A 13,205-nucleotide genomic window follows, 5' to 3' on the forward strand; every position below is an offset into this window, starting at 1 on the left:
GCAATTGCGGATGGATCTACAATTTTTTGCAGGTGAAAAAACAGAAAAAGCTACCCCGAAAAAAAGGCAGGATGAACGAAAAAAAGGAAAAGTTGCTAAAAGCCAAGATATTAATACAGCTATTTTACTTTTATTTTCATTTATGATACTAGTTGTTTTTGGTAGCTCAATGAAAAACGGAATGACTTCCTTATATGAACACACATTTACAGAATTCATTCATTGGGATGTAACCGAAGAAACAGTTCATCGGGTTTTTAGCGGAGCAACAATCGAAGCGGCCAAATTTCTTGCACCAATTATGATAATCGCTATAGTAGCAGGTCTTACATCTAATTTTATGCAGATTGGTTTTCTGTTTACCACAGAACCGCTGAAGCTAGACCTAAAGAAAATTGACCCGATTCAAGGAGCGAAAAGAATTTTTTCAGTCAGAGCTTTGGTTGAGCTGGCAAAATCATTATTAAAAATCGTGTTTATCGGTGTTATAACATTTTTGATTATATGGATGTTTAAAGACGACATGCTCATGCTTGCATTTAAAAATGCAGAGAATGCTCTTGGTTTCTTTGGGCGGACTACGATTATTATGGGAATAACCGCAGCATTCGCACTTTTACTCTTATCGGTTTTTGATTATGCATATCAACGGTATGATTTTGAAAAAAACATGAAAATGTCAAAACAGGATATAAAAGATGAGTACAAGAATATGGAAGGTGACCCATTAATTAAATCTAAGATAAAAGAAAAACAAAAGCAAATGGCTACTCGCAGAATGATGAGTGAAGTTCCACAGGCTGACGTTGTGATAACAAACCCTACACATTTTGCCATTGCAATTAAGTATGATGAAAAAAAAGCTAACGCTCCATACATACTTGCGAAAGGCGTTGACCAAGTGGCATTGAAGATTAAAGAAGTTGCAAAGGCCAATGATGTAGTTACAGTAGAAAATCGTCCACTCGCTCGCGCATTATACGGTGCAACTGATATAGGTGACGTAATTCCGGAGGATTTCTTCCAAGCTGTTGCAGAGATATTGGCATATGTTTATAAATTAGAGAGAAAAGTTTAAGCAATAAGGAGAAATAATAATGAAAGCACGTGACTTATCTGTACTCTTAGGCGTTATATTAATCATAATCATGTTAATCATCCCATTGCCCGGATGGCTTTTAAGTGTACTCATTTTATGTAATATATCGATTGCATTGATTGTAATACTAGTGTCTATGAATACACAGGAAGCGTTACAGTTTTCTGTTTTTCCAACTCTCTTATTGCTGTTAACCCTATTCAGACTTGGTCTGAATGTATCTACTACGAGATCTATTCTTTCAGAAGCGCAGGCTGGTGGAGTGGTAGAAACATTTGGTTCTTTCGTAATTGGTGGTAATCCATTGGTGGGATTTGTTGTATTTATAATTTTAGTCATCATTCAATTTCTTGTAATTACCAAGGGAGCAGAGCGTGTATCTGAAGTATCTGCCCGTTTTACATTAGATGCTATGCCAGGTAAACAAATGAGTATTGATGCAGATTTGAATGCTGGCTTAATTTCAGAGCAACAGGCAAAAGAGCGAAGAGAAAAAGTTGAGAATGAAGCGGATTTCCATGGTTCAATGGATGGGGCCAGTAAATTTGTAAAAGGGGATGCAATTGCTGGAATAATTATTGTCCTAATTAATATTATCTTTGGACTTATTATCGGTATGGTTCAGATGGATATGACTTTCCAAGAAGCCATCAACACTTTTATGCGTTTGACTGTTGGAGATGGACTTGTTAGCCAAATACCCGCATTATTAATTTCTACTGCGACAGGCATAGTAGTTACTAGAACTGCAAGTACAGGGAATTTGGGAACAGAGGTTTCTGGCCAGTTACTTCAATACCCTAAACTTTTATACATCGCTGCAGGTACAATATTCTTACTTGGATTAACACCTATAAACTTCTTTTTGACTACATTACTTGGTGGATTACTTGCATTAAGTGGATATTTATTACAGCGTCAAACAGCTGAGCCTGATATCCCTGATCCGGAAGAAGAAGATTTAACTGAAAGCTCTTCAATGAAATCTTCGGAGAATGTAGTCAGCCTTTTAAATATGGACCCAATTGAATTTGAGTTTGGTTATGCGCTTATTCCTCTTGCAGACAGTAGCCAGGGTGGTGACTTGCTTGATCGGATAATAATGATTAGACGTCAGTTGGCCATAGAGCTTGGTATTGTCATCCCAGTTGTAAGAATAAGAGATAATATACAACTGAATCCCAATGAGTACCGTTTAAAAATCAAGGGAAATGAAGTAGCGAAGGGAGAATTGTTGTTAGATCATTATTTAGCAATGGCTCCAGATATTGAAGAGGATGATATGGAAGGAATTGCTACAGAAGAGCCTGCATTTGGTCTCCCGGCAAAATGGATTACAGAAGAATATAAAGATGAGGCTGAGTTATCAGGCTATACCGTTGTTGATCCTCCTTCAGTTGTATCTACACATATAACAGAAATAATTAAAAAGTATGCTTATATATTATTAGGTAGAGAAGAAACAAAACAACTGATCGAGCATTTGCGTGAAAGTTACCCGACATTAGCTGAAGAAGTAACACCAGAGCCGCTAAATGTAGGTGATGTACAGAAAGTGTTAAGCAAGTTACTTAAAGAAAATATTTCGATTCGTAATTTACCAGTGATTTTTGAATCATTGGCAGACTTTGCAAGGTTAACAAATGATACGGAATTATTGGCTGAATATGTAAGACAAGCATTATCTCCACAAATAACAAAACAATATGTTCATGAAGATATGTCTTTAAGAGTGATTACTGTTTCCGGAAAGATAGAAAAGATGGTAGCGGAAAATATTCAGCAAACAGAGCATGGAAATTATTTGTCTTTAGATCCAGAGACGCAACAAGAAATTATAAAGACAATACATCATGAAGTGGAGAAACTTGCTATACAGGAGGAGACCGCGATACTGTTATGCTCTCCTGCGATTAGAATGTATTTAAAACAATTGGTGGAAAGGTTTTTACCGCAGGTGGTGGTGCTTTCTTATAATGAATTGGAGCCGACTGTGGAAGTACAAAGCGTGGGAGTTGTTAATATCGCATGAAGGTAAAAAAATATATAGGCCCTACTATGCCTGAAGTGATGAAAAAAATCCGAAAAGAACTAGGTTCAGAAGCTGTTATATTAAATTCTAAGGAAGTACGCCATGGGGGATTTTTAGGTTTATTTCAAAAAACAAAAATTGAAGTAGTAGCAGCCCTTGATCCGGACCCTGTATTGTCTCCTCAAAAACCTGCTATTGATAAAGAGATACCTTTGCCTTCTAAGGAAACACCTGAGGAATCCTTATCATCTAATCAACAAGTATTGGATGAGATTAAGCAACTGAAAAGTTTGATCAAGCATTCCGCTGAAGAAAAATACGATTATCCAGCAGATTTCCTGCTTGTCTATCAGCATCTTTGTGATCAAGAAGTAGACTCGTATTTAGCTGATAAAATAATTCGTTCCGTAATGGATAAGTTTAATGATCTCACATTGGTTGATTATAAGATGATAGTTAAAGAGACTAAAAATGAAGTTAAAGAGAAATTAAATGAACTTAATTTCTCGGGACTCAGTTATGAAAACAAAGTTGTCTATTTTGTAGGACCAACTGGAGTCGGAAAAACCACAACACTTGCAAAAATTGCAGCTAACAGTATGCTGAAAGACCATAAAAAAGTTGCGTTTATTACTATGGATACGTATCGAATTGCTGCTGTGGAACAGTTGAGAACGTATGCCCGCATTCTAGAAGTACCCATGGAGGTCGCATATTCCCAGAAGGAGTATCTGATTGCATTAGAAAAATTTAAGGATTATGATCTTGTCCTTGTAGATACTGCAGGGAGGAATTATAGAGATAAGAAGTATGTTAATGAAATTGAAGAGTATACTTCAATCGGAATGCAGTCAGAGATGTACTTGGTCCTTGCGATGACGGCCAAGTCAAAGGATTTAACCGAAGTTTATGATAAATTTAATTCCCTTCCTATAAAAAATGTAATATTTACTAAAATGGATGAAACGACTCAGTTTGGAAGTATGCTTACTATATCATTAGAAAAGCAAGTTGGAGTTGGATATATAACAAATGGGCAGGATGTGCCGGAAGATTTACTTGTTGCCACTCCAGAGCTGGTAACTGACTTTGTTTTTGGAAGTATCACGAATGAATGATCAAGCATCGGAATTACGGCGACGTCTGAATAAAAGTAAAGATGAACATGAAGCAAAAACAATTTCCATAATTAGTGGAAAAGGCGGGGTGGGGAAATCAAATGTAGCTTTGAATTTCTCCCTTGAACTTCTTATACAGAAAAAGAGTGTCTTGATTATAGACTTAGACATAGGTATGGGAAATATAAATATTTTACTTGGAGTGGACCCAAGGAAAACCATCATTGATATGTTCAAAGAACAATTATCAATTTTTGATATCATTGAACAAGGTCCCTGTAATTTGTCCTATATTGCAGCCGGTTCTGGTTTAGCAGATTTCTTTACCATGAATGATAAAAACAGGAATTATTTCTATAAGCAGTTCACTCGAGTAGCTTCCGAGTATGACTACATTATTTTCGATATGGGAGCAGGAGTGACTAGTGATAGTATTTTTTTTATGTTGGCTTCAGATGAATGCATATTGGTAACTACACCGGAACCTACTTCTATTACCGATGGATATAGTATGATTAAACATATTGTAGCTTATAATTCTGATTTACCAATTTCTATCATTATGAATCGGGCACAGAATGAGCGTGATGGGCAGACTGCCTCAACAAAATTCTCTGATGTTATTAAACAATTTTTAAATAAACAAGTGAGGATACTGGGGATTCTCCCTGAAGATAAACACGTTTCCAATGCAGTTAGAAGGCAAACACCTTATCTACTTCTTAATGAAAGAGCCCCTGTTTCAAAGGCGATTAAAAAAATAACAAGAACTTATATACAATGTGTTACAGAAAAGGATAACAAACCAAGTAGTTCATTTGTCCGAAAACTAAAACAGCTGATACTAGAGAGGTAATTTACTATGAGTGTAATTCGAGTACTAGTAGTTGACGATTCTGCTTTTATGCGAAAGGTTATAACAGATATTCTAGAAAGTGACGACAGAATTAGCGTTATTGGTACTGCTCGAAATGGTGAAGATGGCATTAAAAAAATAAACCAACTACAACCCGATGTAGTAACTTTAGATATACAAATGCCAGTAATGGATGGGATGACAGCATTACAAGAAATCATGAAAAATAGCCCTTTACCTGTAATTATGCTATCAAGCCTTACTTCAGAGGGGACCAGTAAAACAATTGAAGCTATATCTAATGGGGCAGTCGATTTTATAACAAAGCCTTCGGGGTCAATTTCTATGGATATGGATAAAGTACAAGCAGAATTAATTAAAAAAGTAGTTACAGCAGCAGAAATAAAACTTCCTAAAGTAGGACAATTTATTAAGCAACCAAAAATAACTCTAGGGTCACAACATCAAAGAGATTTAAAAACGATAGTTGCTATCGGAACATCTACCGGAGGACCTCGGGCCTTACAGCATGTACTAACTAAATTACCGGGGGATTTGCCTGCTTCTATTCTAATTGTGCAGCATATGCCAGCGGGCTTTACTAAGTCATTGGCAGAGAGGTTAAACTCTCTTTGTGCTATTCATGTAAAAGAAGCTTCAGATGGAGAAAGTTTACGTGAAAGCACTGTTTATATAGCTCCGGGTAATTATCATATGAAAGTAAATGGGACAAGAATTCAGCTAACACAAGATGAACCAGTCCATGGTCATAGACCTGCCGTTGATACACTATTCAATTCGCTTGCAAAGAGTCGTCATTACAATAAATTTGCAGTAATTCTTACAGGGATGGGGAGTGATGGCTCAAATGGTATTCGAAGTTTAAAAAGAGAGGATCCGAATACAATCGTCCTTTCAGAGGCTGAAGATTCTGCTGTTGTGTATGGAATGCCGTTTGCTGCAGTGAAAACAAAATTGGTAGATCATGTGATACCTTTACAGGAAATGGGACCAACTATTTCTACATTTGTTTTAGGTAACAAATAAGTAACTGGTGTTTAACTAAAAATAAGGGAGTAAGTATAATGGAAAATAGCACGCGTAAAATGATTGTATTTCAATTAGACAATGAAGAGTATGCAGTGTCTGTGCAGCAAGTAGGATTAATTGAGCGTATCACACCAATAACGAGAGTACCTCAAACTGTTGATTTTGTAAAAGGCGTAATCAATCTTAGAGGAGTAGTGACCCCAATTATAGATCTGCGAATTCGTTTTGGTTTATCGGAGGCTGGATTTACTGATCATTCACGAATTATTATTGTCAATATGGACGATAAGGAAGTAGGTTTAATAGTGGATGCTGCAAACGATGTAGTAGATATACCTGAGGAGACGATTGAACCTGCTCCTGAAGTTATTGGTACAGTAGACATTGATTATATTGAAGGAGTAGCTAAATTGGAAGAAAGGTTAATTATTCTTTTGGATCTTGAAAAAGTTTTATCTGCTGAGGAAGTCAATAGCCTCAAGCCAGTAAAGGAATAGAAAAATGAATATATCTCAACTGACATCCGTACAAAAAGACGTACTTCGTGAAATAGGAAACATCGGAGCTGGTAATGCTGCTACCTCCATGTCTAAACTTCTGGATAAAAAAATTGATATGCAAGTACCCTCCGTTAACATTGTCAGCTATGATGAAATGATGGACTTAATTGGCGGGCCGGAAGAATTAATTGTGGCTGTATTTTTTAGAATTCAGGGTGAGGCTCCAGGTTCCGTCTATCTCATTTTATCAATAGAAGAGGCTGAGTTATTAATAAATCAAATAACAGGTGACCAAATGATAAGTTTGATTAGTGAAGAAGGACCTGATGAATTGGCGGTATCCGTTATTCAAGAAGCAGGAAATATATTAACAGGGTCCTACTTATCAGCTTTGTCCGATTTCACTTCTATAAATATGCAACCATCCGTTCCGTTGTTGAGTATGGATATGGCAGGGGCTATTTTAACGGCAGGTTTACTGGAAATATCACAGGTTACCGATTTTGCTATCGTTATTGACACAAAAATAAGCCACACGGATTCCAAAAGAGGAATACAGGGTAATTTCTTTTTACTTCCTGACCCAGAATCATTCCACAAAATATTTTTAGCATTGGGAGTAACGGATAATGAATGATGTTCAGACTATAGTAAAAGTTGGTATTGCAGATTTAAATGTAATTAAAGCACCTGAACTAATTCGAACAGCAGGCCTTGGATCTTGCGTAGGTGTCGTATTGTACGATCAGACAAATCAAATAGCTGGTTTATCTCACATCCTTTTGCCTGATTCCAGCTTAGCAAAACAAGAAAATATTAATAAATATAAATATGCAGATACAGCAATACCTCTATTGCTTGAACAGATGGTCGGGATAGGTGCAAGGAAATCCTTGATTAAAGCTAAGATTGCAGGAGGAGCGCAAATGTTTCAGTTCTCTTCTAACTCGGACATTATGCGTATAGGTCCCAGAAATAGTGATGCTGTATTAGAAATTTTAAAAAAACTGAAGGTTCCGGTAATCGCTGCTGATATTGGAGGAAGTTCAGGTAGGACGATTGAGTTTGATCCAAGAACGAGTATGTTAAAAATCCGCAAAGTAAATAAAGAGGAAATATACATTTAAACTCTTTTGAATAGACTGCAAGCAGAAAAGAGTATTGGAAAATAGATTTATTAAATGTAATTTAAAGATACTTAGCTTTCCTTATTTAAATATAAGCTGAAGGGGGAGCCAAAAATGACAGAACATAATTTAACTCATGAACAACAACTGTGGAACGATTGGTATAAACGTAAATCAAATGAGAGCGCAAATGAATTAATTCAACATTATACGTATCTTATCAGCTTTCATGTTGAACGAATCTCAAGTCATTTGCCAAGCAATGTAAGTAAGGATGATATTAAGAGCTTTGCAACATTTGGATTGTACGATGCTTTAAATAAGTTTGAACCAGACAGAGATTTAAAATTTGATACGTATGCCTCTTTTCGAATAAGAGGTTCTATTATGGATGGATTGAGAAAAGAAGATTGGTTACCAAGATCTTTAAGGGAAAAAACGAAGAAGATTGAACAGGTCGCCCAGGAACTGGAACAATCACTATATCGCAAACCGACCACAGAAGAAATTGCAAATAAAATCGGATTCACTGTTAAAGAGGTTGAAAATGTTTTAAGAGATTCTTTATTTTCTAATTTTCTATCGATGGACGAAAATCCAAAAGATATGGAAAATGATAAGGACAGAAATGGTTATTCGCTTCCGGATGATACAACAATTACTCCTGAAAACAGCTTGCTTTTTAAAGAATTGAAGGAAGAGCTTGCAAATGGGATGAAGACACTTAATGAAAATGAACAAATGGTTATAAGTTTGTTTTACAATGATGAGCTAACATTAACTGAAATTGGTCAAGTGCTAGGGTTAACAACTTCTAGGATTTCCCAAATACACAAAAGGTCAATCCTAAAGCTTAGAAGCACGTTAAAAAAATTGCATGAGATTAGTTAAGTAGGAGCAATAGATGGAAGACTTTTTGAAATACTAGTATCTTGCTGTTTCGAAAGATAAACTGTCAGTAAAGCAAGCAAAATATTTACAATGGCTATATAATTAAATGGATTGTTCTTGCATAGAGCTTAAGCAGAAAAACTCTCTATATAAAGTTAACAAGCATTCCTAGAAATAGGTTTTAAGGAAGACTGGAACAGAGAAGCATCTTTAGTTGTTAAGTATAATCTTCTTGCTAATGTTATTGTACCTTTGGAAAATAGTTTGGTAAGATCGATGTGAATCAACAGGATGTTGAAGTAACTGCAAAACCAAAAGAAAATGAGGTCAACAATCTTCCTTTATCTTAAAGAAATGGGTGGAGAGACGGTGAGCTGGAAATCGATAGAATTGCAGATTGCGTTACCAAGAACAATGGAAGCTGGCAAACTTCAGGACCAATTACACAGGCAGCCCCAGCATACTCAACATCTACTTACAGAAGCTCATTTAAAAAGAGAAGTAAAAAAGCGCAACCGTATTAATCATACTGAACAGCTTCGGAAAATAGTTGGCAATAATCATTCACAAAACCATCACCGAATCAAGATTGAAGAAAGAACCATCACCGAATCAAGATTGAAGAAAGAATAAGTAGAGATAAAGTTTTAAATACTTTGGACAAGCATCCGTACTTGGGAACCAAAGTCGATTTTAAGGGATAGAAGGGATTATATGTTTTCATTTTTATTTTTTATTAGTTTTCTATTACATATATTAACGCTTATAATAATTTTTCAACTTATCAAGAAGATAAACACACTCCAACAAGTACAATCCCCCTCTGAGATAATGGACTTATTTGATACATATCTGGAAGAAATTAAAGCAGAAAATGAGTATTTACAAAAAACATTGAACAATAATCCAGAAGATAATAAGCAAAATAACTCAGCTGAAAAGGTAATTAATCCTCCACATTCAGTCGAAACGGAACAACCATTCAACGTTTCGGATCAGGAAATACCGAAGGATGAAATGGAGGCTTCTTTACAAGCACGAATTCTTCATTTATATCAAAATGGCTATGCAGCAGAAGAAATAGCAAAACAATTGGACTGTGGTAAGACAGAAGCAGCATTAGTTATAAAATTACATACAAAAAGTTATAAGTAACTCTTGATTATCATACAACAATATGATATATTAACTTTTGGTGTAAATACTATGTTTATGTAGAATAAGCATGTACTAAAAACACACGTTTAGTAATTTGTATATATGGTGCCGGCTTTTAAAAGAAGGTATTTATACAAAAATGATCTAAACGGAGGAAAAAAACCATTAGGAGGAAATTATTATGTCAGCAATTTCAATGAAACAGCTATTAGAAGCTGGTGTACATTTTGGACATCAGACTCGTCGCTGGAACCCGAAGATGAAGAAATATATCTTCACAGAACGTAACGGTATTTATATTATTGATTTACAAAAAACCGTTAAAAAGGTAGACGAGGCTTACAACTATGTAAAGGATATCGCTGCAAATGGCGGTACTGTTCTGTTTGTTGGTACAAAGAAACAGGCTCAGGACTCTGTACGTGATGAAGCTACTCGTTCTGGTATGTATTATGTGAATCAACGTTGGTTAGGTGGTACACTTACTAACTTCCAAACAATCCGCAAGCGTATCCAACGTTTAAAAGATATTGAACGTATGGAAGAAGACGGTACTTTTGAAGTATTACCTAAAAAAGAAGTAGTTAACTTATTAAAAGAAAAAGATCGTTTGGTTAAGTTCTTGGGTGGTATTAAAGAAATGAACAAGCTTCCTGACGCATTGTTCGTAATCGACCCACGTAAAGAGCGTATCGCGATCGCTGAGGCACATAAATTAAATATTCCTATTATTGGAATCGTAGATACTAATTGTGATCCAGATGAAATTGATTATGTTATTCCAGCGAATGATGACGCTATTCGCGCAGTAAAACTTTTGACTTCAAAAATGGCAGATGCTATTTTAGAAGTGAAACAAGGTGAAGAGACAGAAGAAGTTCAGGCAGAAGAACCTGTTGCTGTTGCTGAATCTGATTCTGATTCAAATCAAGAGTAATTATTAAAAGGTGGAGGGTGATAAGAGGATAAGAGCCTTTTATCACCTTTTTTACGAAGATTTTCTCTTAAAATAAGAATTATACACAAGGAGGATATATTATGGCTATTACTGCTAAAATGGTAAAAGAATTACGTGAAAAAACTGGTGCTGGGATGATGGATTGTAAGAAAGCTTTACAGGAAACAGATGGTAATCTAGATAAAGCTGTTGATTACTTGCGGGAAAAAGGAATTGCGAAAGCGGCTAAAAAGGCTGACCGTATTGCGGCTGAAGGCTCTACTTATATTGCTGTAGAAGGTAATAGTGCGGTATTATTAGAAGTGAATTGTGAAACTGATTTTGTAACTAAAAATGATCAATTTAAACAATTACTTTCTGAATTAGGTAGTCACATTGTAAAGCATCAACCCGAAACAGTTGAAGAAGCTCTACAACAAAAACTTCATGGTGAAGGAGATACAGTGGAAACATACATCAATTCAGCTGTAGCTAAAATTGGTGAAAAAATTTCATTGCGTCGTTTCACTGTTGTAAATAAAACTGATAATGATGTATTTGGGGAATACCTACACATGGGAGGCCGTATTGGGGTTCTAACATTGTTAGAAGGCTCCAATGATGAGCAGGTAGCTAAAGATGTGGCAATGCATGTAGCTGCTGTAAACCCTCGTTATGTATCTCGTGATGCTGTTTCTGAAGAAGAAGTAAATCATGAAAGAGAAGTATTAAAGACTCAAGCATTAAATGAAGGAAAACCAGAGAAAATTGTTGAGAAGATGGTAGAAGGTCGTCTTGGTAAATACTTTGAGGAAATTTGCTTGCTTGAACAGAGCTTTGTTAAAGATCCAGATCAAAAGGTTAAGAAGTATGTAGCTGATAAAGGGGCTGCTGTTAAAACATTTATTCGTTATGAAGTCGGAGAAGGCATGGAAAAACGTGAAGAAAACTTCGCCGATGAAGTAATGAGTCAAATTAAAAAATAATAGTATGAGGTGAAATAGGGAGCACATGTTGTTCCCTATTTCTCCACATGTATGTATAAGGGTTACTATTGCTTTTTTCCTGTACAAAGATATACTTCAATAAAGAGCCCAAAAAATACCATTAAAAATTAATCTATTCCTATGGAGGTTATTATGACAACAGCTCATTACCGTAGAATTGTTCTGAAATTAAGCGGAGAAGCTTTAAGTGGCAAACAAGGTTACGGAATCGAACCAGAAATTATTAACTCAATTGCAAACCAAGTGAAAGAAGTCGCAGAATTAGGTGTAGAAATTGCAATTGTTGTCGGTGGAGGTAATATTTGGAGAGGTAAAGTAGGAAGCGAAATGGGGATGGATCGGGCAACAGCTGATTATATGGGAATGCTTGCTACAATCATGAACTCACTAGCATTACAGGACGGATTAGAAACAATAGGAATCCCTACTCGCGTTCAGACGTCCATCGAGATGCGCCAGGTAGCTGAGCCTTACATACGCAGAAAAGCAATTCGTCATCTGGAGAAAAAACGTGTGGTTATTTTTGCAGCGGGAACGGGAAACCCTTACTTCTCTACGGATACTACTGCAGCTTTGCGTGCGGCGGAAATTGAAGCAGAAGTGATTTTAATGGCTAAAAATAATGTTGATGGAGTTTATACAGACGATCCAAAAACAAATGAAAATGCCGAAAAATATGAAAATCTTTCTTATATGGAAATGTTGAATGAGGGATTAGGTGTAATGGATTCAACAGCTTCTACACTATGTATGGATAATAATATTCCGTTAATCGTTTTCTCTATTATGGAAGAGGGCAATATTAAGAAGGTTGTTCAAGGAGAAACGATCGGAACAACAATAAGGGGGAAATAATGGTGGATACAATTATGAACCAAACAAAAGATAAAATGAAACAAGCTGTACAGGCTTTTTCTAAAAACTTGGCAACAGTCCGTGCCGGAAGAGCAAACCCGAGTTTATTGGATAGTGTTTATGTAGATTACTATGGTGCGTCCACACCATTGAATCAACTTGCCTCGGTGTCAGCTCCTGAAGCAAGACTGCTAGTCATTACGCCATATGATAAATCTGCAATCTCAGATGTTGAAAAGGCAATTCAAAAAGCTGATTTAGGGCTCTCTCCTTCCAGTGATGGGAATGTTATCCGTATTAATATACCTGCCCTAACGGAAGAGAGAAGAAGAGATTTGGTTAAGGTTGTAGGTAAATTTGCTGAAGAGTCACGAGTTCAAATTAGGAACGTGCGTCGTGATTCAAACGATCAATTGAAAAAAGATAGTGATTTACCTGAGGACGATTTACGGAGTGCCCAGGACGATGTTCAAAAACTTACCGATCAATTCATCGCAGAGGTTGATCAATTAGCTAAAGAAAAAGAAAAAGAAATTCTGGAAGTTTAAACACAAACCATGTAAAATAACATGTAG

15 protein-coding genes are annotated in these 13,205 nt (G+C 36.1%); all 15 read left to right on the forward strand.

The genetic code is table 11. From position 1 onward, the window contains the following. Positions 1–10 precede the first annotated feature (10 nt). On the forward strand, positions 11–1,078 hold the full coding sequence (gene flhB, locus JCM12304_RS09880) for a flagellar biosynthesis protein FlhB (protein WP_369813155.1): 1,068 nt from the start codon (positions 11–13) through the stop codon (positions 1,076–1,078). Between the two features lie 19 nt (positions 1,079–1,097). After that, positions 1,098–3,131 (forward strand): flagellar biosynthesis protein FlhA, encoded by a 2,034-nt coding sequence (gene flhA / locus JCM12304_RS09885; RefSeq protein ID WP_060680126.1) that lies wholly within the window; start codon positions 1,098–1,100, stop codon positions 3,129–3,131. Continuing rightward, the gene (flhF, locus tag JCM12304_RS09890; RefSeq protein WP_019375717.1) at positions 3,128–4,249 is read left to right on the forward strand and encodes a flagellar biosynthesis GTPase FlhF; all 1,122 of its coding nucleotides are present in this window, start codon (positions 3,128–3,130) and stop codon (positions 4,247–4,249) included. Before flhA ends, flhF begins: the two co-directional genes overlap by 4 nt. Continuing rightward, on the forward strand, positions 4,242–5,105 hold the full coding sequence (locus JCM12304_RS09895; protein ID WP_019375718.1) for a MinD/ParA family protein: 864 nt from the start codon (positions 4,242–4,244) through the stop codon (positions 5,103–5,105). The genes flhF and JCM12304_RS09895 overlap by 8 nt, the downstream gene beginning before the upstream one ends. A gap of 6 nt (positions 5,106–5,111) precedes the next feature. Next, a complete protein-coding gene (locus tag JCM12304_RS09900; RefSeq protein ID WP_060680128.1) occupies positions 5,112–6,152 on the forward strand; it encodes a protein-glutamate methylesterase/protein-glutamine glutaminase in 1,041 nt (346 codons plus the stop codon). 38 nt (positions 6,153–6,190) lie between these two features. Further along, complete coding sequence (locus JCM12304_RS09905) at positions 6,191–6,652, forward strand: chemotaxis protein CheW (RefSeq protein ID WP_019375720.1); 462 nt, start codon at positions 6,191–6,193, stop codon at positions 6,650–6,652. 4 nt (positions 6,653–6,656) lie between these two features. Continuing rightward, positions 6,657–7,292 (forward strand): chemotaxis protein CheC, encoded by a 636-nt coding sequence (locus JCM12304_RS09910; protein ID WP_019375721.1) that lies wholly within the window; start codon positions 6,657–6,659, stop codon positions 7,290–7,292. Next, on the forward strand, positions 7,285–7,782 hold the full coding sequence (locus JCM12304_RS09915; protein ID WP_060680130.1) for a chemotaxis protein CheD: 498 nt from the start codon (positions 7,285–7,287) through the stop codon (positions 7,780–7,782). Before JCM12304_RS09910 ends, JCM12304_RS09915 begins: the two co-directional genes overlap by 8 nt. A 114-nt stretch (positions 7,783–7,896) precedes the next feature. Continuing rightward, positions 7,897–8,673, forward strand: a complete 777-nt coding sequence (locus tag JCM12304_RS09920) for a FliA/WhiG family RNA polymerase sigma factor (RefSeq protein ID WP_019375723.1) — start codon at positions 7,897–7,899, stop codon at positions 8,671–8,673. 321 nt (positions 8,674–8,994) lie between these two features. Continuing rightward, complete coding sequence (locus JCM12304_RS09925; protein ID WP_172675280.1) at positions 8,995–9,306, forward strand: hypothetical protein; 312 nt, start codon at positions 8,995–8,997, stop codon at positions 9,304–9,306. Positions 9,307–9,504: 198 nt separating this feature from the next. After that, positions 9,505–9,828, forward strand: coding sequence for a DUF6115 domain-containing protein (locus JCM12304_RS09930; protein WP_157782492.1), 324 nt, complete (start codon positions 9,505–9,507; stop codon positions 9,826–9,828). A 184-nt stretch (positions 9,829–10,012) separates the two neighbouring features. Then, entirely contained in the window at positions 10,013–10,768 is a 756-nt protein-coding gene (gene rpsB, locus JCM12304_RS09935; RefSeq protein ID WP_019375726.1) for a 30S ribosomal protein S2, read from the forward strand. 101 nt (positions 10,769–10,869) lie between these two features. After that, complete coding sequence (gene tsf / locus JCM12304_RS09940) at positions 10,870–11,754, forward strand: translation elongation factor Ts (protein WP_019375727.1); 885 nt, start codon at positions 10,870–10,872, stop codon at positions 11,752–11,754. Between the two features lie 153 nt (positions 11,755–11,907). Next, the gene (gene pyrH, locus JCM12304_RS09945; protein ID WP_019375728.1) at positions 11,908–12,630 is read left to right on the forward strand and encodes a UMP kinase; all 723 of its coding nucleotides are present in this window, start codon (positions 11,908–11,910) and stop codon (positions 12,628–12,630) included. After that, the gene (gene frr, locus JCM12304_RS09950; protein WP_060680134.1) at positions 12,630–13,178 is read left to right on the forward strand and encodes a ribosome recycling factor; all 549 of its coding nucleotides are present in this window, start codon (positions 12,630–12,632) and stop codon (positions 13,176–13,178) included. Before pyrH ends, frr begins: the two co-directional genes overlap by 1 nt. Positions 13,179–13,205 lie beyond the last annotated feature (27 nt).

This window comes from Virgibacillus halodenitrificans JCM 12304, from assembly GCF_001310895.1.
In the GTDB taxonomy this organism is placed as follows: domain Bacteria; phylum Bacillota; class Bacilli; order Bacillales; family Amphibacillaceae; genus Virgibacillus_Q; species Virgibacillus_Q halodenitrificans.

Excerpts from the sequence above, each read along its gene's own strand:
- JCM12304_RS09910 (WP_019375721.1), top strand. The coding sequence starts at position 6,657 with ATGAATATATCTCAACTGACATCCGTACAAAAAGACGTACTTCGTGAA.
- pyrH (WP_019375728.1), top strand. The coding sequence starts at position 11,908 with ATGACAACAGCTCATTACCGTAGAATTGTTCTGAAATTAAGCGGAGAA.
- JCM12304_RS09900 (WP_060680128.1), top strand. The coding sequence starts at position 5,112 with ATGAGTGTAATTCGAGTACTAGTAGTTGACGATTCTGCTTTTATGCGA.
- flhF (WP_019375717.1), top strand. The coding sequence starts at position 3,128 with ATGAAGGTAAAAAAATATATAGGCCCTACTATGCCTGAAGTGATGAAA.
- JCM12304_RS09915 (WP_060680130.1), top strand. The coding sequence starts at position 7,285 with ATGAATGATGTTCAGACTATAGTAAAAGTTGGTATTGCAGATTTAAAT.
- JCM12304_RS09920 (WP_019375723.1), top strand. The coding sequence starts at position 7,897 with ATGACAGAACATAATTTAACTCATGAACAACAACTGTGGAACGATTGG.
- flhB (WP_369813155.1), top strand. The coding sequence starts at position 11 with ATGGATCTACAATTTTTTGCAGGTGAAAAAACAGAAAAAGCTACCCCG.
- JCM12304_RS09895 (WP_019375718.1), top strand. The coding sequence starts at position 4,242 with ATGAATGATCAAGCATCGGAATTACGGCGACGTCTGAATAAAAGTAAA.
- JCM12304_RS09925 (WP_172675280.1), top strand. The coding sequence starts at position 8,995 with ATGAGGTCAACAATCTTCCTTTATCTTAAAGAAATGGGTGGAGAGACG.
- rpsB (WP_019375726.1), top strand. The coding sequence starts at position 10,013 with ATGTCAGCAATTTCAATGAAACAGCTATTAGAAGCTGGTGTACATTTT.
- JCM12304_RS09930 (WP_157782492.1), top strand. The coding sequence starts at position 9,505 with ATGGACTTATTTGATACATATCTGGAAGAAATTAAAGCAGAAAATGAG.
- JCM12304_RS09905 (WP_019375720.1), top strand. The coding sequence starts at position 6,191 with ATGGAAAATAGCACGCGTAAAATGATTGTATTTCAATTAGACAATGAA.
- flhA (WP_060680126.1), top strand. The coding sequence starts at position 1,098 with ATGAAAGCACGTGACTTATCTGTACTCTTAGGCGTTATATTAATCATA.
- frr (WP_060680134.1), top strand. The coding sequence starts at position 12,630 with ATGGTGGATACAATTATGAACCAAACAAAAGATAAAATGAAACAAGCT.
- tsf (WP_019375727.1), top strand. The coding sequence starts at position 10,870 with ATGGCTATTACTGCTAAAATGGTAAAAGAATTACGTGAAAAAACTGGT.